Annotated in this window: 20 protein-coding genes and 1 pseudogene; 15 read left to right on the top strand and 6 right to left on the bottom strand. The window is 64.5% G+C overall.

The genetic code is table 11. From position 1 onward, the window contains the following. Nucleotides 1–134 (top strand): annotated as a pseudogene (locus AZG88_RS46870) (carboxymuconolactone decarboxylase family protein); the annotation flags it as partial. A gap of 467 nt (nucleotides 135–601) precedes the next feature. On the opposite strand, the gene AZG88_RS52360 reads toward AZG88_RS46870, so the two are convergent. Beyond that, nucleotides 602–787 carry a hypothetical protein gene (locus AZG88_RS52360; protein ID WP_143767434.1) on the bottom strand — a complete coding sequence of 62 codons (186 nt, stop codon included), beginning with the start codon at nucleotides 785–787 and terminating at the stop codon, nucleotides 602–604. 374 nt (nucleotides 788–1,161) lie between these two features. Here AZG88_RS52360 and AZG88_RS46860 point away from each other — a divergent pair, with 374 nt between their 5' ends. From AZG88_RS46860 to AZG88_RS46825, 8 genes are read left to right on the top strand one after another with little or no spacing between them, the layout of a single operon-like run. After that, the gene (locus tag AZG88_RS46860) at nucleotides 1,162–2,706 is read left to right on the top strand and encodes a flavin-containing monooxygenase (RefSeq protein WP_061701419.1); all 1,545 of its coding nucleotides are present in this window, start codon (nucleotides 1,162–1,164) and stop codon (nucleotides 2,704–2,706) included. Continuing rightward, complete coding sequence (locus tag AZG88_RS46855) at nucleotides 2,703–3,635, top strand: metal-dependent hydrolase (RefSeq protein WP_005241326.1); 933 nt, start codon at nucleotides 2,703–2,705, stop codon at nucleotides 3,633–3,635. The genes AZG88_RS46860 and AZG88_RS46855 overlap by 4 nt, the downstream gene beginning before the upstream one ends. After that, entirely contained in the window at nucleotides 3,632–4,735 is a 1,104-nt protein-coding gene (locus tag AZG88_RS46850; protein ID WP_061701417.1) for a PDR/VanB family oxidoreductase, read from the top strand. The genes AZG88_RS46855 and AZG88_RS46850 overlap by 4 nt, the downstream gene beginning before the upstream one ends. Next, a complete protein-coding gene (locus AZG88_RS46845) occupies nucleotides 4,732–5,259 on the top strand; it encodes an SRPBCC family protein (protein ID WP_061701416.1) in 528 nt (175 codons plus the stop codon). Before AZG88_RS46850 ends, AZG88_RS46845 begins: the two co-directional genes overlap by 4 nt. After that, nucleotides 5,256–6,740, top strand: coding sequence for an aldehyde dehydrogenase family protein (locus AZG88_RS46840; RefSeq protein WP_061701415.1), 1,485 nt, complete (start codon nucleotides 5,256–5,258; stop codon nucleotides 6,738–6,740). Before AZG88_RS46845 ends, AZG88_RS46840 begins: the two co-directional genes overlap by 4 nt. Further along, on the top strand, nucleotides 6,740–7,711 hold the full coding sequence (locus tag AZG88_RS46835; RefSeq protein WP_061701414.1) for an SDR family oxidoreductase: 972 nt from the start codon (nucleotides 6,740–6,742) through the stop codon (nucleotides 7,709–7,711). Before AZG88_RS46840 ends, AZG88_RS46835 begins: the two co-directional genes overlap by 1 nt. Beyond that, entirely contained in the window at nucleotides 7,708–9,552 is a 1,845-nt protein-coding gene (gene fadD11 / locus AZG88_RS46830) for a fatty acid--CoA ligase FadD11 (RefSeq protein ID WP_061701413.1), read from the top strand. Before AZG88_RS46835 ends, fadD11 begins: the two co-directional genes overlap by 4 nt. A gap of 48 nt (nucleotides 9,553–9,600) precedes the next feature. After that, nucleotides 9,601–10,770, top strand: a complete 1,170-nt coding sequence (locus tag AZG88_RS46825; protein ID WP_061701412.1) for an acyl-CoA dehydrogenase family protein — start codon at nucleotides 9,601–9,603, stop codon at nucleotides 10,768–10,770. Between the two features lie 79 nt (nucleotides 10,771–10,849). On the opposite strand, the gene AZG88_RS51290 is transcribed toward AZG88_RS46825, so the two are convergent. The 5 genes from AZG88_RS51290 to AZG88_RS46805 all read right to left on the bottom strand — a co-directional run bounded on the left by AZG88_RS51290 (nucleotide 10,850) and on the right by AZG88_RS46805 (nucleotide 15,751). Next, nucleotides 10,850–11,395, bottom strand: a complete 546-nt coding sequence (locus AZG88_RS51290) for a MaoC/PaaZ C-terminal domain-containing protein (RefSeq protein WP_231914453.1) — start codon at nucleotides 11,393–11,395, stop codon at nucleotides 10,850–10,852. Then, nucleotides 11,292–12,524: an ATP-grasp domain-containing protein gene (locus AZG88_RS46820; RefSeq protein ID WP_231914452.1), complete on the bottom strand. Its 1,233-nt coding sequence runs from the start codon at nucleotides 12,522–12,524 to the stop codon at nucleotides 11,292–11,294. The genes AZG88_RS51290 and AZG88_RS46820 overlap by 104 nt, the downstream gene beginning before the upstream one ends. Before the next feature lie 41 nt (nucleotides 12,525–12,565). Beyond that, the gene (locus tag AZG88_RS46815) at nucleotides 12,566–13,762 is read right to left on the bottom strand and encodes an MFS transporter (RefSeq protein WP_061701411.1); all 1,197 of its coding nucleotides are present in this window, start codon (nucleotides 13,760–13,762) and stop codon (nucleotides 12,566–12,568) included. 56 nt (nucleotides 13,763–13,818) lie between these two features. Further along, complete coding sequence (locus tag AZG88_RS46810) at nucleotides 13,819–15,000, bottom strand: AMP-binding protein (RefSeq protein ID WP_231914451.1); 1,182 nt, start codon at nucleotides 14,998–15,000, stop codon at nucleotides 13,819–13,821. 220 nt (nucleotides 15,001–15,220) lie between these two features. Continuing rightward, nucleotides 15,221–15,751, bottom strand: a complete 531-nt coding sequence (locus AZG88_RS46805; protein ID WP_061701409.1) for a phosphopantetheine-binding protein — start codon at nucleotides 15,749–15,751, stop codon at nucleotides 15,221–15,223. 693 nt (nucleotides 15,752–16,444) lie between these two features. Here AZG88_RS46805 and AZG88_RS46800 point away from each other — a divergent pair. The 6 genes from AZG88_RS46800 to AZG88_RS46775 are packed head-to-tail and all read left to right on the top strand — an operon-like array spanning nucleotide 16,445 to nucleotide 22,651. Next, nucleotides 16,445–17,587, top strand: a complete 1,143-nt coding sequence (locus AZG88_RS46800; RefSeq protein ID WP_231914450.1) for a KamA family radical SAM protein — start codon at nucleotides 16,445–16,447, stop codon at nucleotides 17,585–17,587. Beyond that, the gene (locus AZG88_RS46795) at nucleotides 17,584–17,952 is read left to right on the top strand and encodes a cupin domain-containing protein (RefSeq protein ID WP_061701407.1); all 369 of its coding nucleotides are present in this window, start codon (nucleotides 17,584–17,586) and stop codon (nucleotides 17,950–17,952) included. The genes AZG88_RS46800 and AZG88_RS46795 overlap by 4 nt, the downstream gene beginning before the upstream one ends. Beyond that, on the top strand, nucleotides 17,949–19,049 hold the full coding sequence (locus AZG88_RS46790) for a MupA/Atu3671 family FMN-dependent luciferase-like monooxygenase (protein WP_231914449.1): 1,101 nt from the start codon (nucleotides 17,949–17,951) through the stop codon (nucleotides 19,047–19,049). Before AZG88_RS46795 ends, AZG88_RS46790 begins: the two co-directional genes overlap by 4 nt. Next, nucleotides 19,033–20,376: a lysine N(6)-hydroxylase/L-ornithine N(5)-oxygenase family protein gene (locus tag AZG88_RS46785; RefSeq protein WP_082833658.1), complete on the top strand. Its 1,344-nt coding sequence runs from the start codon at nucleotides 19,033–19,035 to the stop codon at nucleotides 20,374–20,376. Before AZG88_RS46790 ends, AZG88_RS46785 begins: the two co-directional genes overlap by 17 nt. After that, the gene (locus tag AZG88_RS46780) at nucleotides 20,373–21,848 is read left to right on the top strand and encodes a class I tRNA ligase family protein (protein WP_061044516.1); all 1,476 of its coding nucleotides are present in this window, start codon (nucleotides 20,373–20,375) and stop codon (nucleotides 21,846–21,848) included. The genes AZG88_RS46785 and AZG88_RS46780 overlap by 4 nt, the downstream gene beginning before the upstream one ends. After that, a complete protein-coding gene (locus tag AZG88_RS46775) occupies nucleotides 21,845–22,651 on the top strand; it encodes a saccharopine dehydrogenase family protein (protein ID WP_231914448.1) in 807 nt (268 codons plus the stop codon). The genes AZG88_RS46780 and AZG88_RS46775 overlap by 4 nt, the downstream gene beginning before the upstream one ends. Nucleotides 22,652–22,655: the final 4 nt, after the last annotated feature.

Raw genomic sequence — 22,655 nt, 5'->3', positions numbered from 1 at the left:
CCGTTCCGGAACGGCGAGAGTGGGATGACGGCTCCCTCACCGACGAACAGGTGTCCGCGATCAGCTGGCTCGCGACCGTGATGAACGCCTGGAACCGGGTCGCGATCACCAGCCGCTACCCGGTTGCGCCGTAAAGTTCTCGGCCCTCGGCGCTTTCGCCGAGGGCCGAATGCGCAGCGCGACCCCAACGGACTTCGCTCGCGGATGGGTCTCTGACGACCAGCACGCCCTCTGAACGTCAATCCACCGAAAGCACTGCCACATCCTCATCCGATCGTATTGGAAACCATGTGTGGACAATGCGATTCGGCGTTTGTGTGTCGACACTTGTGTGCCGTTCTCTGCCCGCGGCGTCAGTGTGTTACTGCGTCAGCCGGTCTTCTGGAGGTCGGCGCGGGCGAGGCAGATGTGCGCGGTGTCGTCGAGCGGGGGAGGGGTGTCCATCGGCTTCGGTCAGGCATCCGCGAGCCTGCGGTGGTTGTGTACCGGTCGGTCGTCACCTGGTTGGATCCGGCGTGCTGTTGACATTGACCTGGTCCTCGATCACCAACGAAACATGCTCTATGACCCGGCTTTTGGAGATTCGGGAGTTCCCGGTGAGTCAGTGCTGGTACAGGAACGCGAGAGCGCCGAAGATCGCTGTCGAGTTGAGTTGAGTGGTGACCTTGTCGCGTTTTTCGTCGCCGCTCAGCCTGTCGAGCGATGCCGCGATCGGCGCCGTGAATTCCTTGACGAGTTGCTCGCCCCGTTGCGCGAGCTCCGGAACACTCTGCGACTCGGCGAACATGATCTTTCCGTCGCGACGATCCTGTGCGATGTAGTCGGTGAAGGCGCGGACGACGTGCCTAATCAGATCGTGTGGCTCCGTCGGGGAGGTGTGTAGCGCCGTGATCAACGTGGCGCGTGCGGTGAGGACGACGCGATCCGGAACGGCGACCAGGAGTTCGTCCCTGCCGGCGAAGCTCTCGTAGAAGTACCGCTCGTGAGGCCTGCTCGGCGGCCGGTGTCGATCTCGGTCATGTCGTCATCCTCTCACTGCGGCGTTCAGGTCGGACGCCTGTGCGGCCTTCCTGTAAATGTTGACATCGACCACTGTTGACAGCGTGTGATGTCAGTTCTAGTGTCTTCGGCATGCGCGGCATCAACGAGGAGGACGCCCGAATGGTCAGGTCTGCAATACCGGTGGAACTTCCGGTCGACAACGTCGATCACGCACCCGAAAGGGTCGACGTACTCATCGTCGGCGCGGGATTCGGTGGGCTGGGAACTGCGATCAGACTGAAACAAGCCGGCATCGACGACTTCGTCGTGCTCGACCGTGCGGAGGACATCGGCGGAACGTGGCGGGTCAATACCTACCCGGGAGCGCAATGCGACATCCCCTCGATCCTCTATTCATTCTCTTTTGCTCCCAACCCGAACTGGACCAGGCTCTACCCGCTGCAGCAGGAGATCCACGACTATCTGCGCGCCTGCGCTGAGAACTTCGGCATCGTCCCGCACCTGCGGATGGGTCATGACGTGCAAGACGCGACCTGGGACGACGACTCGCAGGTGTGGCACGTGACCACCAGTCACGGAAACTGGGAGGCGCGGATTCTGGTCGGGGCGATGGGCCCGTTCAGTGAACCGGCGGTACCGAACCTTCCCGGACTGGCGAGCTTCCAGGGCGCCGTCTTTCACTCCGCCGCCTGGGACCACGAGCACGATCTCGCCGGGGAAAGGGTCGCGGTGATCGGAACCGGTGCCTCTGCGGTGCAGATCATCCCCCGAATCCAGCCGAGCGTCGGTTCGATGACGGTGTTCCAGCGGACCCCGACGTGGATACTTCCGCATCCCGACCAACCAATGACCGGATGGCCACAAAGATTGTTCGCGCGGGTACCTGTTGCCCAGCGGCTGGCGCGGGCCGGTCTCGATCTGGTCCAAGAGGCGATGGTTCCAGGTTTCGTGTACAAGCCGGCGCTGCTGAAAGGGCTGGCGGCGCTCGGCCGCGCACACCTGCGCCGCCAGGTCTGCAACCCGGAGCTGCGGACAAAGCTCACGCCCACCTATGCGTTCGGTTGTAAACGACCGACGTTTTCCAACTCCTTCTATCCGGCGCTCGCGCAGGCGAATGTGGACGTGGTCACCGACGGAATTCGTGAAGTGCGATCGAACGGGATCGTCACCGAGGACGGCGTTCTGCACGAGGTCGACACGATCGTGATGGGAACGGGCTTCCGGCTGACCGACAATCCGGCGTTCGATGTGGTGCGAGGGCGAGACGGTCGTACCCTGGCCGAGGCGTGGAACGGCAATGCCCGAGCCTATCTCGGCACCACAATCAGTGGATTCCCCAACTTCTTCATGTTGCTCGGCCCCAACTCCGTCGTCTACACCTCGCAGGTTGTGACCATCGAAGCGCAGATTGCGTACATCCTCAGTTGCCTGCAGGAAATGAACGCGCAGGGGGCGGCGAGTATCGACGTCCGCCCCGACGTCCAGCAGGCCTTCGTCGACGAGGTCGACGAGAGGCTACAGACCTCGGTATGGAACACCGGCGGGTGCACCAGCTACTACCTCAGCGGCGAGGGCCGCAACTTCACCTTCTACCCGGGGTTCAACCGCCGCTTCCGCGCGCGGACCCGCCGGGTGGACCTCGACCAATACATCCTCAGCGGGGTCGGAGCCTCGGCAAAGTCGACAGTGAGGACAGCAGGATGATGTCGTTTCCCCGAATAGGTCGAAACCCTGTGGTCGATCCTGTCGGTGCGCGGCGATACACAGACGAGGCACACGCGATCACCGCTCGTGACGTCGAGTTCTCCTGGGACGGAGTGCCGTTGCACTATGTTCCCGGGGAGCCGATGGCCACGCATGTCATCAACTTCATGCACCTGGTACTTCCCGAAGGCGAGCGCGCGATGTCCGCGACGTTGGCCGAGGCGCTGCCGCTGATCGAGGACGAGCGGCTCCACGAGGAAGTGGTGGGGTTCGTCGGCCAGGAGGCGACTCATGCCGCGTCGCACAGGGGTGCCCGTGAACACCTCGCGGAACTGGGCATGGACATCGAACCGATGTCGAAGAAGATGGACTGGCTCGTAGACCGGATTCTGGGAGATCGAGGGCTGTCCGGCCGTGCGAAACGGGCGTGGCTGTGTGAACGGCTGGGCTTGTTCGCCGCCATGGAGCACTACACCGCCGTGGTGGGGGAGTGGCTGCTGACGGACCCCGCACTGGAGAAGGCGGGCATGCACCCGGTGATGCTCGACATGGTCCGGTGGCACGGGGCCGAGGAGGTCGAGCACCGCAACGTCGCCTTCGACGCCTACATGTACGTCGACGGCAGCTATGCCCGCCGCGTACGAACGGCACTGATCGCCAGCCTCACGCTCATCCTGCTGTTCCTGACATCGATGAACTACCTCTTCCGCACCGACCCGTCGGCGGACAAGGGGCACTTCTGGCCACTGCAGCTGATCCGTGCAACCAGGCGGGGGCTCGTGCCCAACATCAAATTCCTGATCACGGAAATCCCGCCGTACCTCCGTCCCAGCTTCCATCCCTCGCAGATCGGTGACATGGATGTGGCGATGCGCTACCTCGCACAGTCGCCTGCCGCCAACCCTTCCTACCGAGAAGGCCACTCATGACGATGACGACGTCGGACAGTTCCGCAGGCTCGGACTCCGATACGCCCCATTTCGAACCCTCCAGGGTTCTCCGGCTGGCCGCGCGGGCGACGGTCGCGTACCGGCACGTGTTCGCCGCCAGCCGTGCTGCTCCGTGGCTGTCGAGGCCGAAGCCCGTGCGCAACTGGGGGTTCGATAGGGATCTGATCGTTGCGGAGGTGCGGACCGAGGCGGCTGATGTGGTCAGCCTGACCGTGGTGTCGCCGGACGGACGCGACCTTCCGTCCTGGATCCCGGGCGCGCACCTCGACCTGATCCTCCCGTCGGGAAGGCAACGGCAGTACTCTCTGTGCGGCGACCCCGACGATCTGTCGTCCTACCGCATCGCGGTGCGTCGGATCGACACCGGCCTGGGTGGCTCGATCGAGGTACACGACTCCCTGCGGGCAGGGACGTCGATCACCGTGCGGGGGCCGCGCAACGCCTTCCCGCTGGTGGCCGCGGACTCGTATCTGTTCGTCGCGGGCGGAATCGGAATCACTCCGATCCTGCCGATGCTGAAGAAATGCCACGACCGTGAGCTGCCATGGAGGCTGGTCTATCTCGGACGCTCCCGAGCGACCATGCCGTTCCTCGGCGAACTCGCCCGGTACTCCCGTGGCCAGGTAGAGATCCGGCCGGACGACGAATTCGGTCCTCGTGATATCGCCGGAATCGTCGCCACGGCTTCACCTGGTGCCGCTGTCTACATGTGCGGCCCGACACCGTTGATGACAACCGCACGTCGGCTGATGCGCGAGATCGACCCGACCGGATCACTTCACACCGAACGCTTCTCACCACTTCCGGTGGTCGATGGCCGCGAGTTCGAGATACACCTCGCCCGCCGAGGGACGACCGTGTCCGTCGGGCCGGACGAGACCGCGCTCGCGGCGATCCGCCGGGAGGTCCCCTGCGTCGCCTACTCGTGCCGGCAGGGCTTTTGCGGCACCTGTCGCGTACGTGTTCTGGCCGGCGAGGTCGAACACCGCGACAGAATCCTGACGCACAACGAACGGGAGGATTCGATGCTGATCTGTCTGTCCCGCTCGACCGGTGGATCGCTGGTGATCGACCTGTGACGCGCTGGTACCCACTCGCCGCCACCGACGACGAGTTCCTGCAGACCGCCCGATTCCGGCTCGTGCACGTCGTGAACGCGCCGACGGACACCGACCACGTGTGGAGTGTGTTGACCGCAGACGACGCACTGGTGTCGTGGGCGCGGCTGATCACGGCAAGCGAGTGGACATCGTCCCGGCCCTTCGGCGTCGGTACCACCAGAACCGTGACGCTCGGTCACGGCGCCGCGGCTCTGAGGGAACGCTTCTACCGCTGGGACGAGGGCAGACGGATGACCTTCACCGCCGAGTCCGCCCGCAGACCGGGATTCCGCCGGTTCGCCGAGGACATCACCCTGGAACCGTCGCTTGACGGAACCCGGCTCACCTGGACCTTTGCGATGGACACCACGCCCGGGTTTGCCCCATTCCTCGCACTGACCCTGCCAATCCTCCGTCGGGTGACACGGGGATGGGCGAATGCGCTCGCCGACAAGGCGCTCAACGACACGGCGCTCGACGAACCGAGGGGCACCACCCGATGATCACCACCTCGGCTGCGGCCGACATGTTCGATGTGATCAGTCCGGCGACCGGGTGGGTGGTCGGCACCCACCCACGCGGGTCGGCCGACGACATCGACGACGCGGTGCGCCGCGCGCGCGAGGTCTCGGGCTGGTGGGGGCCGCTGGGACACGATGAACGGGCCCGGCGACTCGACGCGTGGCGGGGCATCATCGCCCGTCGGGCACCCGAACTCGCGGAGCTCACCCACCTCGAGATGGGTAAGCCGCGTGCGGACGCGATGCTCGAAATTGCGATGGCCTTGGAACATCTCGCGTGGGCGGCGAAAAACGCCGCCCGCGTACTGGGTCGGCGCACGGTCCGCTCCAGCCTCCTCACCGTCAACCAATCGGCCGGCGTCGAATATCTCCCCGTCGGAGTGGTGGGGGTGATCGGACCGTGGAACTACCCGATTTTCACCCCGCTCGGTTCTCTGTCCTTCGCGCTCGCAGCCGGGAACACCGTCGTCTACAAGCCCAGCGAGTACACCCCGGACGTCGGTGTGTGGTTGGCCCAGACATTGTCCGAAGTCGTGCCGGAACACCCGGTTCTGCAGGTGGTCACGGGTGACGGCTCCACGGGAGCCGCGCTGTGCCGATCGGGCGTGGACAAGATCGGGTTCACCGGTTCCACCGCCACGGGTAAGAAAGTGATGTCCGCGTGCGCGGAGACACTCACTCCGGTCCTGATGGAGTGCGGCGGAAAGGACGCCTTGATCGTCGATGCTGACGGCGACCTCGACGCGGCGGCCGACGCGGCCGTGTGGGGTGGGCTCTCCAACGCCGGTCAGACCTGCCTCGGGGTGGAGCGGGTGTACGTGCACGAAGAGGTATTCGACGCGTTCGTCGATCGGGTGGTCACTCTTGCAAGCACGATCCGGGCCGGTTCCGGCGGGAACGCCCAGATCGGTCCCATCACGATGCCCACGCAGATCGACGTCATCCGTCGCCACATCGACGACGCGATCGGAAAGGGTGGCCGCGCCGTACTCGGAGGGCCGGACGCCATCAAGGGCAACCTCGTGCAGCCGACCATTCTGGTGGACGTGCCGGAGGACAGTGCCGCGGTCACCGAGGAGACATTCGGGCCGACACTGACCGTCACCAGGGTGCGGGATATGGACGACGCGGTCGAACGGACCAACGCGAGCCGATACGGATTGGGGCTGAGCGTCTTTTCCCGCCGACGCGGCGAGGAGATCGCGAGGAGAATCCGCACCGGCGCAGTGTCGGTCAATTCGTACGTCATGTACGCCGCAGTCCCCAGCCTGCCGCTGGGTGGTGTCGGTGATTCCGGATTCGGCCGGGTCCACGGTGCTGACGGGTTGAGGGAGTTCACCTTTCCCCGTGCGATGACGAGGCAGCGATTCCCGTCGATTCTGCCGCTCACCACGTTTCGGCGCACACCACGGACCGACGCTCTGGTCCGAGTTCTCGTCAGACTGCTCCACGGAAGGCATTGATGATGGCCACGTTCAGGACCCGATCGACAATCGCTCGCACCCTGAGAGACCTGGGACTCCCACTTCCCGGTCGAGGCGCAGAGTACAACGTTGCCGGCAAGGTGGTCCTGATTACCGGCGGAGGCGACGGGATCGGACTGGCAGCGGCACGAGCGCTGCATGCCCGCGGCGCCACCGTCGCGCTGATCGATGTCAATCAATCCGGGCTGACGGCAGCCGAATTCGCGCTCGGCAGACGGCGCGTCCTCACCCTGGTCGCCGATGTCCGCGACCGTCCCGGCATGGATGCGGCCGTACACGGGGTGATCGAGCGGTATGGGCGGCTCGATGTGGTGATCGCGAACGCCGGAGTGACCCCGCCCCCGTCCACCCTCCGCCAGATCGATCCGGCGGGCTTCGACCGCGTGATCGACATCAACCTCACGGGCGTCTTCAATACCGTCCATCCTGCGATCGACGAAGTGATTACGCGACGCGGCCACATCGTGGTGGTGTCGTCTGCGGCGGCCTTCGCACCCGGTCTCGGTGGCGCGTCCTACATGATCAGCAAGGCCGCCGTCGAACAACTCGGCCGGGCACTCCGTCTCGAACTCGCCGGCTACGGCGCCTCCGCGGGTGTGGCGTACTTCGGGATGGTCGACACCCAACTGGCGCGGGCAACGCTCGACGACGACGAGATCGGCAGAAGGCTCGATGCGCGTCTTCCTCGTCCGCTGCGCCGCCGCATCAGCCCGGAGGATGCCGCGACTGTGATCGCGGACGCCATCGCTCGCCGCGCCGGACGCACCCTCGCTCCAGCGGCATGGCAACCGTGGGCACTGGGACGAGGACTGGTGAACGTGCTCGCCGACGGCTACCTGGCGGCCGACGCCGAATGCCACCAACTGATCCGCGAGCTCGAAGAACGCCCCGTCACCGCATATCCGAGTGGATCCACAACAGCCGGTCCTGAACCGAGGAGAACGCCATGACCATCGACGAAGCGCCCCACACCCTGTGCGCAGCATTTCAACGCACCGCCGCCATCGACCCGGACGCCATCGCACTACGGACGGTCGGCAACTCACAGACGTTGACCTGGCGGCACTACTCGAGTCAGGTCCGCGAAGTGGCGGCCGGATTCGCCGCACTCGGAGTCCGCCGCGGCGACACCGTCGCCTTGATGATGGCCAATCGTGTGGACTTCTACCCCGTCGATGTCGGAGCGCTACATGTCGGGGCGACGTCGTTCTCGATCTACAACACGCTTCCCCCATCTGCCATCGCATTCGTTCTCGGCAACGCCGAAGCCAAGGTCGTGGTGTGCGAGGCCCAGTACGTGGAGCGAATCAGGGAATCCGGCGCACTGCTGGAGCAGATCGTCGTCATCGATGCGGAGGCAGGAATTGCCCCGGCCGGGACGCTCACCTTGGACCAGATGAAGGCTCTCGGCTCACCGGAGTTCGACTTCGACGCCGCGTGGCGCTCGGTGCGGCCTGACGATGTTGCAACCCTGATCTACACCTCGGGCACTACCGGCAACCCGAAAGGGGTGGAGTCGACTCATGCCGCATTGCTGTTCGAGGCCGGCGCGGTGTGCTGGATCCTCCCGATCGAGTTCGGAGACCGCATCACCTCCTTCATGCCGTCGGCACACATCGCCGATCGGATGACGGCTCTGTACTTCCAGATGGTGTTCGGAACGCAAGTCACCGTGGTCGCGGACGTACGGCAGATCGCTGCCGCACTTCCCGACTGCCGGCCGACCATCTGGGGCGCGGTACCGCGGGTCTGGGAGAAGCTGAAAATCGCGGTCGAACGGGCAGTGGCGAACGAACCGGACGACGCACGACGGCACGCGTTGCAGTGGGGCCTCGACGTCGGCGCGCGCCGGATCGAGATGCTCCGCGCAGGGCTCCCCGTACCGAAAGAACTGGAACACGAGTTCGTCGACGCAGAATCGATGGTGTTGGCGCCGATGCGCGCCGAACTCGGATTCGACGAGCTCAGATGGGCCGTGTCAGGGGCGGCACCGATACCCGCCGACACGTTGGCGTTCTTCGCGGGGCTCGGGCTGCAGATCTCCGAGATCTGGGGGATGTCGGAACTGACCTGCATCGCCAGCGCGGCCCCGGCCGATCCCACCAAACTCGGAACCGTCGGCAAGATCGTGCCCGGCATGGAGATGCGGGTCGCGAACGACGGTGAGCTCTTCGTTCGTGGCCCCCTCGTCATGAAGGGTTACCGGGGAGAGCCCGCCAAGACTGGGGACGCCGTCGACGCCGACGGATGGCTGGCCACCGGTGACGTGGTGTCGATCGACCCGGACGGATACCTCACGGTCATCGACCGGAAGAAAGAACTGATCATCAACTCCTCGGGGAAGAATATGTCCCCCGCCACCATCGAGAACGCAATCAAGGCCAGCTCCTCGCTCATCGGCGGCGTGGCCACCATCGGAGATGCGCGGCCATACAACACGGCCCTGATCTCACTCGACCCCGAGTCCGCAGCTAATTTCGCTGCGACGAAGGGCATCCGGGTCGATGCCGCTTCTCTGGCAGCGGACCGCGACATGATCGCGACGATCGCCGCCGCGGTCGGGATGGCCAACACCGGCCTCTCTCGCGTGGAGCAGATCAAACGCTTCCTGATCCTCCCCACCTTCTGGGAGCCGGGCGGCGACGAACTCACCTTGACGATGAAGCTGCGCCGCAAGCCGATCGCCGAGAAGTACACATCCCAGATCGAGCTGCTCTACCGCGACCCCATCGCACTGGGTGTGTATGAGCCTGCCGCCGCCCGGACGGCAGAGGTCCCCGTGGGGAACTGAGACAGCTAACCCATCGTGACTGATTCGCAATAACTTTGGAGACGACCCTTGACTGCTCACACTGCCACCACGAAAAGCGCATCCCCATCGATGGACGACGAACTCGGCGCAGTTGCCGAACTCGCACGCAACTTCTTCGCCAAGGAGGTCACCCCCCACCAACGCCGGTTCGCCGAACAGGGCTTTCCGGACAAGGAGGTCTACGGCACCCTGGGCAAGCTGGGCTTGTCGGGTATGTCGATTCCCACGGAGTTCGGCGGAGGGGGAGGAACTTTCGCTCACGATGCCGTGCTGTTTCACGAACAGGTGATGGCAGGCGACCACTCGCTGCAACTCGGTGTGCACTCGGGAATCGTCCCGCACTACCTGAACGCGTACGGAAGCTACGAGCAGAAATCGCGATGGCTTCCCAAGCTCACAAGCGGTGAATGGGTCGGTGCCATCGCCATGACCGAACCGGGAACCGGCTCAGATCTGCAAAACATCACTACCAAGGCCGTGCGCGACGGGGGTGACTATGTCATCACCGGCGCCAAGACCTTCATCTCCAACGGTCGCAACTGTGACCTCGTCATCATCGCGGCCAAGACCGATGCCACGCTCGGGGCGAAGGGAGTGTCTCTCGTTGTCGCCGAGGTAAACGACGACACTCCCGGATTCTCGCGCGGACAGATCTTCGACAAGCTGGGCCAGAAGGGGCAGGACACCACTGAACTGTTCTTCGACCGTCTTCGCGTCCCCGTGGACAACCTCCTCGGAGAACGCGAGGGTGCCGGCTTCGTCCAGCTGATGCAGCAACTTCCACAGGAAAGATTGATCTGCGGCGTCGCCGCCGTCGCCGCGATCGAACGCGCAGTAGCCCTCACCATCGCGTACACCAAATCGCGGACAATGTTCGGGAATACACTTTTCGATCTCCAGAACACGCGCTTCGAACTTGCCGAATGTGCCTCCCTCGCAAGGGTGTCGCGCACCTTCATCGACGATTGCATCGACAAACACCTTCGCGGCGAACTCGACGTCACCACCGCCGCGATGGCGAAGTACTGGTTGACCGACCAACAGTGCGCCGTGATCGACCGCTGTCTACAACTATTCGGAGGGTACGGCTACATCCTCGAATACCCCATAGCCCAGATGTACGCCGACGCCCGCATCCAGCGCATCTACGCCGGATCCAACGAGGTCATGAAGGAATTGATCTCGAGAGCGCTATAGAAGGCAGACAGTTCAGCATCGGTGCCTCCGTCGGCATCCGGAATCCGGACACCCTCGCGAGGGTGACCGGTGACGACGACTACCTTGTCGTCGAAGCGGGATTGCTCCAAGATCGACATTGACGAATTCCATTTGTAGCGGTTGCGGGTGGAAGCGCGTCCAATATCGAAAGCTCGCGTTCAGCTGGCCTTCGACAGGCAGCCGATACCGGTGACCACCGCCCCTCTGGGCGAGCGCCGGCACGAGAAATGGCCGGGACCGCCCGCGCGAGTGTCTCGGCACCGTGCAGAACGGTGCCAGGGAGTCCCGCGGCGTGCGCCACGCGGATGTCGACGTGGATGGGATTCCAAATCCTCGCACACTCGGTGTAGATGACCGCCTTCGCCGCGTCGACAGTGACTTCGTGATGGGCGAGGTTGATGCCGGATCGTCGGGTGACTTCACCAGCCGCGAACTGCAGCCGAGGAGTGGCGCGACCTCCATGTCTCGCGCGACATCCGCTCTCACCAAACCGCTCCCAGTCAAATAGGCGATGTTGAGCGGAGGGGAGGGAGGAGTACCCGGATCTCGGTCGCGTCCAAGGCGCCTCGGGCTCGCGAAACCGCCGCTCGGGGGTTATCCGCATATGCACGAGCATGTCCGAACCGTGAATCAGAAGTGCGCAGTGGCTCCAACCTGGCACCAGCAGCGCGGTACAGCTCCACTTCGCGCACACCCTCGCCGAGTCGAGCCGACTCGAGGCCGCTTATCGACTGGAGCGTGCAGTCCATCTCGCTTGACGCGAACCAGATTGCCTCGTACCGGGGTGGTCGCGTCGCCGCGTGGGCGAGCTCGGCGCGGAGCCCGTTGAGGAGGTTCCGTTCGCCGAGGGCCTGGCGGACGGTGTACTCGGTCAGGTTCACCGCAAGAGCGTCCTGGACCAGCTGGGGGATGCAATCGCCGGCGAGCCGGGTGTGTGTCTCGATGATCCGAGGCCCGCCCTCGGTCAGCACCAACTCGGTGTGGGTCGGGCCGAAGCCGATCTCCAAAGCCGACAGCACCGAGCGGACGTAGGCGCCGATCGCTGCCAGTTGGTCGGCGCTCACCTGGGCCGGCAGCACGTGGCCTACCTCGACGTGGGCAAACGGGTCGGAGTACTTCTGGGTGACGCAGACGATTTCGTGAACGCCTCCCTCGGAAAATGCCTCCACGCTGACTTGGGACCCGATGTGCAGCCGTTCGACCAGCACGCCTCCGCTGGTCCACTCGCCGGTGACGCCGGCTGCATCGAAGGCCGTCGCCAGATCGGCCTCGGTTTCGATCCGGCGGATTCCTATGCTCCCTGCACCGACGGCGGGCTTGGCGATGCACGGGAATCCGTGGATCCGTGCAAACTCGCGCAGCTCGGCGACGGACCGGACGATGGCGTGGGGTGTGTCGTCTATGCCGAGCGCGGACAGCCGCTCCCGCATGCTCGGCTTGTGGTGCACCCAGTGAATGGTTTGCCTGGTGTGCATAGGAAGGCCGAGTTCCTCTGCGATCACGGCTGCCCGATCCTGATCCCGTTCGGCGAACGACGCGATCTTGGTGAAGGGATCGAGGCGATGGACCGCTGACGCAATCGCCAGCCACTCCTGGTCGCTCGCCTCCGCCCGCAGACCCAATATGCGCTGATGCAAATGTTGCTCACGCAGTTTCGGCACGATGGCGAGCTGGCAGACGACCGACGTCCGCACATCGGTGCCCAGGGACCGCAACAACCCCGGCATGGTCATGCCTCCTCCGACGACAAGCACGTGATCTGACATCGTTCGCCTCATTTCGAAGCCGTTAGGTGAATGTCGTTGCCCCGAGAGGCAGTTGATATCGTCGTGAAGCCAACGGTGGCCGCGGCAAAGACGATGGCCAGAACAAGCCAACCGGTTGTGGGCAGCGCGAGTACCACACCGGTCATGAGCACCGGCCCGACGATCCGCTGGAGGCCGGAACCGCTGTTGAATGCGCTGAGGTACTCGCTACGGCGGCCATCCGGAGCCAGTTCGAAAGATACCTGCCACGCCGCGATGCTATGGAGGTTCTCACCCAGAGTGAGTAACGCAACTGCCACCGCGCAGAGGGCAATTGCCGTTGATCCGGTGATTCGTTCGGCGGTGAGACAGCAGAGACAGGCGGCGACGAGGGCGCCGGCGGCGACGAACAATGTCGAGTTCGTCGCGGTCGTCAACCGCCGAATGCGGCCGAACCCCAGTTGCATCGCCACCGTGAGCCCGGTGTTCAACGCGAGCATCAGTGAGACCCACAGTGGCGAGGCCCCCAGTCGCAACACCATCCACAGTGGCAGCAGGACAAACAAGACGGAGTCGTGTAGAAGCAACAGACCGTTGAGCCCGGCCAGGCCGAGAAACGCCGGGTTGCGCAATGCCGGTCTCGAACTTCCGCAATTCTTCTCCTGCTGTTGGGCCGGTGGTGTTGCACTGCGACGAAGCGAGTACACGACGCACGCAAGTATGAGAAACGAGGTCCCGTTTATCGCGAGGAGGCCCGCCACCAGCGGCTGCGAGTGCGTCGTCAATGCGGCGCCCGCGACAAGGGTTCCGGCGCCGAGTGCGACGTTGCGCGCGGCCCTGATCGAGGACATCACCCGGATTCGGGCATCACCGGCGAACAACTGCGCTACCAGCGACTGTTGTAGTGGCGGCGTCGCCGCCTCCAATGCCATCAACGGAAGCGTCAACAACAGGAAGGTGACGTACTGGGTGGCCAGGGCATAGGCGACGAATCCGACTCCGCGCAACGCGAGGGCTGTGCAGTAAATCCTGATCAGCCCGAATCGGTCCGCCAGTCGTCCCACGAGGATGGGACTGAGGACACCGAAGATCGCGCCGGCCGACATTGCGGCGACGACCGAGTTGGCGGTGAAACCGACGATCGTGACGAAGTAGAGGATCGTGGCAGCCGCGCTGATTCCGGTGCCGAATGAGTCCACGGCAGCGCCTGCGACCAAGCGCTGCATGCTTCTCGGCTGTGAACGCGCCGGCGTTATCGGCTCACTTGCGACGTCGGGAACGCTCATGAGTTGCCCGTTGTGCCGTTGCGAAGCGCCGCACGATCGACCTTGGCCCGCCTGTCCAACGGGAGTCGCGTGACTACGAGGATCTTGTCCGGCAACTGGGCTGGGGCGAGCGTGTCGAGCAGCGCCATCCGAATAGCGCGAAGTGACAGCGCGTCCGAACCTGCGGATACACCGCAGTACAACACGATCCGGTCGCCCTGCTGCACCACCGCGGCTGCGGCGTCGACGGCCGGGACAGCGACCGCCGCTGCCTCGATGGCCGGCAACGAGACCTTGACGCCGCGGCGCTTGACGACGTGGTCCAGTCGGCCTTCCACAACGACGCTGCCATCGGGCGCGAGTGAGGCGAGATCTCCGGTGCGCAGTCGACGTCGGCCCGCCGCATCACGCTCGAATCGGGTCGACCCGGTGACGGGCGTGAGGTAACCCAGCGCGAGGTCCTCACTGACTATACAAAGCTCCTGGGCATCGTGGAGGTCATCGACCGGCACGAATTCGATTGCGGTACCCGGTATCGGTGTGCCGACCGGCACGATCGCGGTGTGCACCTCGGCGCCCACCGGCAGCACGTGGCGAAGTTTGATCACGGTGGACTCGGTGGGCCCATACAGGTTGATGACGACGGGGTAAGGGGCGTGTGTTCGCCAACGTCTCAGCAGCGGTTGCGGAAAAGGTTCGCCGGACACCAGGATTCGCCGCAGACGCTCGGTCGCCGAGCGGACCGTTGTCGGGTCGGCTCGGTCCATCGCCGTAACCAACCGGGCCAGCATCGACGGAAGGAGGCACACCGTTGTGGGCTGATGCTCGGCGAGCCACGTCAGCAATGTCGTCCCGCCTGCGAGCGCAGCAGGGGGTGTCACTGTGATCGTCGCACCGGCGACCAGAGCGCCGAGCGTTTCCTTGAACGAGAAATCGAACCACGGATCCGCAGTGTTGGACACCACATCGCTCGGGTCGAGAGCCAGCTCTGCCTGCTGCCACTGTAGGTAGCGAGCCAGCCCGCTACGCGAGCCGACGACGACTTTCGGTTCACCCGACGTGCCCGAGGTGGTCAGCAGGTATCCGCAGCCTTCGGGCGTGTCCGGGAGGGTGGCCGGATCGATCGTGGAATCTGGAGTGACCGGTAGGAACGGGCGTTCGGCCAGAATGCATCCCACCATCTCGGTGAGAGACTCCACGCCCCGTGGTTTTCTGATCAGAACTGGGCCCGTGCCAGAGGTGAGTTTCCCGGCGAGTTCCCGAGATTTCGTGAGCAACTCACCATAGGTCAGCACGGCATCGCCTTGCACGACTGCTGGGTGCATTGGGTTGGTCCCGCACAATCCGGACTCGATCACCCGACGTAGTGGGACGTCGATCGAGCCGGTGGCGGCGTATGTGACCTTTGATCGCATCGCTCTACCCGGTGGGATGGTCGGTGACGAGGATGCGCACACCGGCAGAATCAGGGTCGCAATCAAACCGCAGCACCGTCCCTCCTCGTCGTATCAGCACGTCGCCTCCCTGCATCGGAAGGCGTGTGCAGGAACCGTTTCCGCGAGCCTGACGCAACAATGCAACCCGGGATCCGTCGCCATCGCGGTAAGCGAGCGTCACCTCGTCGGGCAGCAGGGCGTCCGCCGCGGAGGCACCGAGTTCGGCCAGGGCGTCTGCGATGACGCCGAGGTCCAATCCGGCGGCCAAGGTTGTGCGGTATTCGCCGAGGCGTCGATTCAGTTGGTCGAGATAGCTGGCGAACTCACGCGGAGTTGGGGCGAGATAGAGATCTCTGAGTTCGACCGGCAATCCCGTGGATACCGAGAGTTCCGAAACGATCGAGGCGGCGAGCAACGAGTTCCCGTCGAGGTCGAAGAAGAAATCGTCATCGGGTCGGACAGGAGCCCCGTCGAGTAGCCGACTCCATAATGCTGCGATTGAAACGGCTTCCATAAGTATTTCCCTTCCAGCGGAACGCCCAGGATGAATTGCTCGATGAGGCAATCGTTTCGGAGGGGTGATCACCCCCCGATGGACAGAAACATCATGGGGGCCGGACACACTTGGAGTAAATCCACCCTTGGTGTGGAGTATCGGACCCCTTGCCCGGCTGATGTGGCCTCGCGTCGCACACCTCGCACGTCAGTCGCGTTCGGGAAGTGCGCTCGGTACCCCGGTGCACGCGTCGATCGGCCGCGGTGGGGCATGAAGCTTCCGCGCTCGAACGGGACGCCTGTGGATGGGTCACTTTGCACCCAAGGGTGTCTATCGGTGACGGGGAGAGCCACCCATGATTCATCCCAGGCCGCCGAGGAGTCGGTCTCGAGATGAGGACGAACGATCTGCCACAATCGAACTCGCCGACGGTGTTTCCGTCGAAGCCGGGCTCGAGCTGTTGGTCGGTCGATCTTTGTCGGCAATGTTTCCAGCAGGCGCGTCGAATGGATCGGGGCAAGCTACATGAAGAACCCAATGCGAACCTTCCGCGGCGTGCAGCTGGCCGACCTTCCGCAGCTTGAACAGTTCACGGAGCAGGAACGGCACGAAATGCGCGTCGTCGCAAACCTATTGCCGTTCAGAGTCAACAACTATGTTCTCGATGAGTTGATCGATTGGTCGTCGGCTCCCGACGACCCAATCTTTCGGATGACCTTTCCGGCCCGCGAGATGGTGCCACCACGTATATACGACCTGGTGTCGGACGCGCTCTCGAACGGCGTCGACCGCAAGCAGCTGCACGCAATCGCCCAGAAGTGCCGCCAAGACCTCAACCCGCATCCCTCCGGTCAGCGTGAGCACAATGTGCCACTGCTCGACGGCGAGCCGGTTGCTGGGCTCCAGCACAAGTACCGACACACGCTTCTGGTATTTCCATCCCAGGGTCAGACGTGTCACTCGTACTGCTCGTACTGCTTTCGTTGGGCGCAATTCGTCGGTGATGCGGACCTGAAGTTCGCCGCACCCGGTCCAGGTCGGATGATCGATTACCTCCGTGGCCACCGGGAGGTCACGGACGTGCTGCTCACCGGCGGCGATCCACTGATCATGTCCACTCCGGTCCTGGCCCGGTGGGTCACGCCGCTTCTCGCGCCCGATCTGGAGCACGTGACGAACATCCGCATCGGCACCAAAGCTGTGGTGCAGTGGCCGTACCGCGTCACGTCCGGGCCTGACGCCGACGAGCTGCTGCGGCTGATCGAGGCGTGCGCTGCCGCGGGAAAGAGCGTCGCGATCATGCTGCACGTCTCGCACCCCCGCGAGCTCGAGAGCGAGGCGGCAGCGGCCGCCGTGGCGAGGTTGCGTTCCGCGGGGGCCGCAGTCCGAGCGCAGGCGCCGATTATTCGGCACGTGAACGACTCACCTCAGGCGTGGGCAACCATGTGGCGGCACATGGTGCGGCTCGGTATCCAGCCCTACTACACCTTCGTCGAGCGCGACACCGGTGCGAGCTCGTTCTTCGAGGTTCCGCTGGCCCGTGCGCTGACCATTTACCAGCAGGCGCAGCGTGCGGTATCCGGGCTGGCGCGCACTGCTCGCGGCCCCGTCATGTCGGCGACCCCCGGCAAAATTGCTATCGATGGCGAAACGGTCGTGAACGGCGAACGGTTGTTCGTGCTGCGCCTGCTGCAGGCCCGTGACGACGCTCTTGCCGGCACGCTGTTCTTCGCCAGGCACAGCGAGAGCGCAGTCTGGATCGACCATTTGACCCCTGCTCTGTCCACGTCATGGCCGTGGGAATCATCTCGCGATCGCATCCAATTCGAACCCATTGAAGGAGTTAGCCGATGACCACAGACTTGGTCACCCAAGGCGTCGCCCACAGTGCCAACGGAAGACTGCCGGAACTGGACTTCGAGAACAGGCCCTCGGGCGCGAAACTCGGAATCGTCGATCTGCCGAACGTCGAGGTTTCCGTGGCGCCATTCACGCTGGCACACATCCGTGTGCCCGCGGGCGTCACCACCGCCGAGGATCACCATGAGGTGCGCGAGATCTGGTTCGTCCAGTCCGGATCGGGGATTCTGACCCTGGACGGCCTCCAGTCGAGGGTGCGGGCCGGTGACACGCTGTACTACGAGAGCTATCGACGCCACCAACTGCACAACGACGGCGACACTCCGGTCGAGATCGTGTCGATCTGGTGGCGTCCGTGAACGCCAGGCCGAGCTTGAGCGTGATGTTCTTCTCCGGTTCGGTGCCGGCGGACCGCACAGACCGCTACCGCCTGGTTCACGACGCGGCGGCGGCCGCCGACCGTCTCGGCTACGAGGCGATCTGGTTGCCCGAACGTCATTTCGACGTCTTCGGTGGGCTGTTCCCGAATCCGTCCGTTCTGGCCGCCGCACTTGCTGGCACAACGAAGCGGTGTCACCTGCGCGCCGGGAGCGTCGTTGCGCCGTTGCATGATCCGATAAGGATCGCCGAGGAATGGTCGGTGGTGGACAATCTGTCCGGTGGTGGCCGCATCGGGCTGTCGATCGGTTCCGGATGGAATACGAACGACTTCGTGTTGGCGCCCGACCGGTACGAGACCCGGGTGGCCGATTCGCGGGACTCGGTAGCAGAGCTTCGCGCGCTGTGGGCCGGAAGGCGGGTCACACGACGCAACGGCTCGGGCCGAACGGTCGAGGTGGCTATCCAACCGGCACCTCTTTCCGGCGAGTTGCCCCTGTGGATGACCGCGTCCGGAAATCCCGACACTTTCACTGCGGCAGGACGATTGGGAACCAATCTACTGACGCACCTTTTGGGCCAGGACCTGGGCGAGCTGGCGGGCAAGATCAAACTCTACCGTGACGCGCGAGCGACCGCGGGCCACGACCCCGACTCCGGCCGGGTCACCCTGATGCTGCATACGCTGGCAACGGCCGACGACGCGCAGGCGTGGACGGCAGCTCGCGCACCGTTGCGGTCGTACTTGCGATCGGCGTTGGAGCTGGAGCTGCGGGCGTCGGCTGGTGGTGGCCGGGTGAGCGGCGGCAGACGAATTGCGGTGCCCGCGTTGTCCGATGCGGTTGTGGAGGAATTGCTCGACGAACGCACGCGCCGCTTCTTCGACGACGCCAGCTTGCTCGGCGCCGTGCCCAAGTGCCTGGCAATGCTCGAGGCGGTCGCCGCCGCCGGAGTGGACGAGGTCGCCTGCCTGATCGACTTCGGTCCTTCGAGGCAGCTCGTACTGGACAGCCTGAATCGTCTCGCACCGCTTGCCCGTCCCGACGTCGAGGGAGCAGTCAATGTTGGAACACCTTGATCTGGTTGGTATCGGTGCAGGTCCGTCCAATCTCAGCGTCGCAGCACTTTCCAAGCCGATCGGTCGGCTGCGGTGCAAGTTCTTGGACCGGCAACCGACACAACGTTGGTACCCCGGGCTGATGCTGTCCGCCGCGGTGCTGCAGGTTTCGCACCTGAAAGACCTCGTAACCTTGGTCGATCCGACGAGCCGCTACACCTTCCTGAACTTCCTCGCGCGCACGGGTCGGCTCCACCGCTTCGCCAGTTTGCATACCCCGCTGATCGCTCGCCGAGAGTACGAGAGCTATCTGCGCTGGGTCAGCGACCAATTGGATGAGGTGCAGTTCGGGTGTGCGGTCGAGGAAGTGACATTCGACGGGCAGGCTTTCAGGGTGGAATCCACCCGAGGCGCGTATGCGGCACAACACCTGTCGATCGGGGTCGGCCCGCGGCCGTACGTGCCGGAGGTCGCCACAGGCAAGCTCGGTGAGGATGTGTTCCACTCATCTGACTTCGGCTACCACACCGATTCGCTCGCTGGCCGCGATGTCGTGGTAGTCGGTGGTGGGCAGAGCGGTGCCGAGGTGGTGGACCACCTTCTGCAGCTCTCTGGCCGGGATGCAGTCGGCTCGCTCACCTGGGCGAGCAGGCGGATCGGGTTCCAGCCGCTCGACGAGTCGCCGTTCACCAACGAGTGGTTCCACCCGGACTATGTTCGGTATTTCCACGGCCTATCGCAGAGCCGGCGTAGCCAGTTGCTCGACGCCCAGCAGCTCGCCAGCGACGGCATTTCGAAGGGGCTGCTGGAATCGATCTACCGCAGGCTGTATCACAACGATTTCGTCGATTCGGACCGCATTCGGACCACCCTGCTGCCTGGCCGTGAAGTGACCGGACTCTGCCGTGGGCCGGGTGGCAGGGGCTGGCGGATGAGCCTGACGCACATCGATACCGGCGAAATCGATTCGGTCGGTGCCGACATCGTGGTCCTCGCCACCGGGTACCACTTCCCCCTTCCCGAGTTCCTCCATCCCCTCGGGGGTCGTATCGCGCGTACCACCTGCGGCCTGCCACAGCTTGCAGCCGACTACTCGGTTTCATGGGCAGGCCCAGCCGGAAACAAGATGTTCTTCCTCAACGCAGGAAAGCTCAGTCACGGTATCGCGGATCCCAATCTCAGCCTCGCCTCGTGGCGTGCGGCCACTGTCTTGAACACGATCACCGAGATCCCGTTATATCCCGACCTGCGTAGCTCGACGTGTTCGTGGGACGTCGCGGATCGGCCTACCGCCCATCCGCCGGTGGATGCCGGCGTCGACCTGCTCACGGAAAGTAGCCGACAATGACCCAGCACCTCATCGTGCCGAGCAATCCCACGCCGAACGGTGACCTGCACATCGGGCACATCGCTGGGCCGTACATCGGTGCGGACGCACTACGGCGTGCTGCCATCGCGCGAGGTGAAGACGCCGCTGTCCTGCTCGGCACCGCCTGGCAGCAAACGCACGTGCTGTTGGCCGCCCGCCGGCAGGGCCGTGACGTCCTTGCCGTCGCGAGCGAGTTCGCCGCCCAAATCGAGGAGTCTTTCGCCGCAGCCGATATCGGGTACGACGTGATGCTTCGACATGAGGACATGCCGTCGATCGAGCAGATGACCCGGCGAGCATGGTCGACGCTGCGTGAGCTCGGCATGATCGTAGTGCGGGATTCCGTCGCACATTACTGCTCGCCATGCCGAGCGTGGCGCTTCCAGGGACTCGTTGCCGGTCGCTGCCCGCGTTGCGGGTCGCCTGACGCGTACGGCATCGACTGTGAACAGTGCGGTCTGTACCACGACGACGCCGAACTGCTCGACGCCGTGTGCACCGTGTGCGACGAGCCGACAGAACTTCGGCCCCTCCGCCGTGCGTTCCTCGAGCTGGAACCACAGCGTGCCTGGTTCGAGCAATACCTGGGCAGCATCACACTCGGCGACCCGGTCCGCGAATACGCGGAGTCCGTGCTGTCGGAGGCGCTGCCGTCCGTTGCCGTCACGGTCCTCGGCGGACCGGGCATCCCGGCATTGGACGAGGAGTTGCCAGGTCAGACCATCTACCCGGCCTTCGAGTTGGCACCCCGCTATGTCGTCATGACTGCGCGACACCGCGCTGGTAGTGCCTACGAACCCGCACGCACCAGGACCAGCATGGTGTTCGGAGTCGACAACGCGTTCGAGCGAGTATTCCTTTTCCCCGCAGTGCTGCGCGGGCTGACCGAAACGCACGCTCCCTTTCCGGACGTCATGCACTTGACCTACTTCTACATGCTCGACGGGGCCAAATTCTCCACGTCCCGCCGCCACATCGTCGGCGTCGCAGAACTTGTCGGAGTGGCGGGCGCCGATGCGGCCCGCCTGTACCTCGCTGCGAACCGGCCCGAGCGTTCGCCGACCAACTTCACCCGATCGGCATTCGAAGAGTCGGCAGAGGTCTCCGCGGTACGTCGGCTGCGAGCGTGGGCGGATACCGGCGAGGTTCCACCCCGTGACGAGGACTCTTCCAGAGATCCCTGCAGCGAGCTCGAGCACGCCGCCTCCGACATGGCCGATGCGCTGCGGCCCGAGCGCTTGTCCTGCCAGAACGCGGCGCGGGCGGTGCTCACCCTGACCGGGTTGGCCGGAGCATCCCACGGTGACAGGTTTCGGGACGCGGTCCTGAACGTGCTGGTCAATGGGGCAGTGCTTGTCCCGGACACCGCGGCCCGGTTGGCCAGCGCCTTCGCGGTGCCGCGAAGGCGCTTCGATGGTGCCGCACAGCGCACGAGTGGAGGCCGAGGATGAGCGATCCCGTCAGGTTCGCGCTGATCGGCTGTGGTCCGATGGGCGCCGCCACTGCCCGCGAGTTGGTGCTTTCCTGGCCCCGCCATGCGGCGCCGCTGCAGCTGACTCTGGTCGACCGCGACGCGAGACGGCTGCATGCGCTCGCAGCGGGCCTACCGGCATCCGCCGACGTTGCGGTAGAAGCGCACCACGGCGACGCGGCACACCATCGCACCCGGCAACTACTCGCGGAGCAAACGGTATTGGCCACTGCCCTGTCGTGGGTCGATGCCGCACCGGCGCTCGATCTCACGCTGGAGCACGGCCTCCGGCTGGTCGGTATCGGTCGCCCACCAGCAGATCCCCGAACAGAACTGGATGGACGCGCTTCGGCATCCGGTGCTTCGATCGTTGTCGGCGCCGGTCTCGAGCCCGGTTTGACCGAAATCCTCGCGCGGCGATTGGCACAAGACCTCGATGTGGGCGGAACCGTTCACTCATACTGTGGCGGGGTCCCACGGTCACCGCGACCGCCAATGCATCACGTCTCCTGGTATGGCACGCGAATGACGATCGACGCACGACCGACCTACCAGTTTCGCGGCGGCGTGCTTCGCCAGGTCGAGCGATTCAGTGGGGTCGAATTGGTCGACGTCCCCGGCCTCGGCTCGCTGGAAGCTTTCCACGATGGTCTGTCGCCGTACGTCGGCGCCGATGCCGTGCTCGGCTCGCTGGCCGATTACACGGCCAAAACGCTGCGGTGGCGGGGCTATGCGGATCGTGTCCGGTTACTCGCAGAGATTGGCCTGCTAGGAGGCCGCTGAATTA

The organism is Rhodococcus sp. LB1, assembly GCF_001583455.1.
Lineage (GTDB): Bacteria > Actinomycetota > Actinomycetes > Mycobacteriales > Mycobacteriaceae > Rhodococcus_F > Rhodococcus_F opacus.
The sequence above is the reverse complement of the archived record's forward strand: the minus strand, read 5'-3'. Positions and strand labels throughout refer to the sequence as shown.

Bases quoted from the DNA above. Each gene is read 5' to 3' on its own strand.
- AZG88_RS52360 (WP_143767434.1), bottom strand. From the start codon at position 787: ATGTTCGCCGAGTCGCAGAGTGTTCCGGAGCTCGCGCAACGGGGCGAG.
- AZG88_RS46860 (WP_061701419.1), top strand. From the start codon at position 1,162: ATGGTCAGGTCTGCAATACCGGTGGAACTTCCGGTCGACAACGTCGAT.
- AZG88_RS46855 (WP_005241326.1), top strand. From the start codon at position 2,703: ATGATGTCGTTTCCCCGAATAGGTCGAAACCCTGTGGTCGATCCTGTC.
- AZG88_RS46850 (WP_061701417.1), top strand. From the start codon at position 3,632: ATGACGATGACGACGTCGGACAGTTCCGCAGGCTCGGACTCCGATACG.
- AZG88_RS46840 (WP_061701415.1), top strand. From the start codon at position 5,256: ATGATCACCACCTCGGCTGCGGCCGACATGTTCGATGTGATCAGTCCG.
- AZG88_RS46835 (WP_061701414.1), top strand. From the start codon at position 6,740: ATGATGGCCACGTTCAGGACCCGATCGACAATCGCTCGCACCCTGAGA.
- fadD11 (WP_061701413.1), top strand. From the start codon at position 7,708: ATGACCATCGACGAAGCGCCCCACACCCTGTGCGCAGCATTTCAACGC.
- AZG88_RS51290 (WP_231914453.1), bottom strand. From the start codon at position 11,395: ATGCGGATAACCCCCGAGCGGCGGTTTCGCGAGCCCGAGGCGCCTTGG.
- AZG88_RS46820 (WP_231914452.1), bottom strand. From the start codon at position 12,524: ATGACCATGCCGGGGTTGTTGCGGTCCCTGGGCACCGATGTGCGGACG.
- AZG88_RS46815 (WP_061701411.1), bottom strand. From the start codon at position 13,762: ATGCAGCGCTTGGTCGCAGGCGCTGCCGTGGACTCATTCGGCACCGGA.
- AZG88_RS46805 (WP_061701409.1), bottom strand. From the start codon at position 15,751: ATGGAAGCCGTTTCAATCGCAGCATTATGGAGTCGGCTACTCGACGGG.
- AZG88_RS46800 (WP_231914450.1), top strand. From the start codon at position 16,445: ATGACCTTTCCGGCCCGCGAGATGGTGCCACCACGTATATACGACCTG.
- AZG88_RS46795 (WP_061701407.1), top strand. From the start codon at position 17,584: ATGACCACAGACTTGGTCACCCAAGGCGTCGCCCACAGTGCCAACGGA.
- AZG88_RS46785 (WP_082833658.1), top strand. From the start codon at position 19,033: ATGTTGGAACACCTTGATCTGGTTGGTATCGGTGCAGGTCCGTCCAAT.
- AZG88_RS46780 (WP_061044516.1), top strand. From the start codon at position 20,373: ATGACCCAGCACCTCATCGTGCCGAGCAATCCCACGCCGAACGGTGAC.
- AZG88_RS46775 (WP_231914448.1), top strand. From the start codon at position 21,845: ATGAGCGATCCCGTCAGGTTCGCGCTGATCGGCTGTGGTCCGATGGGC.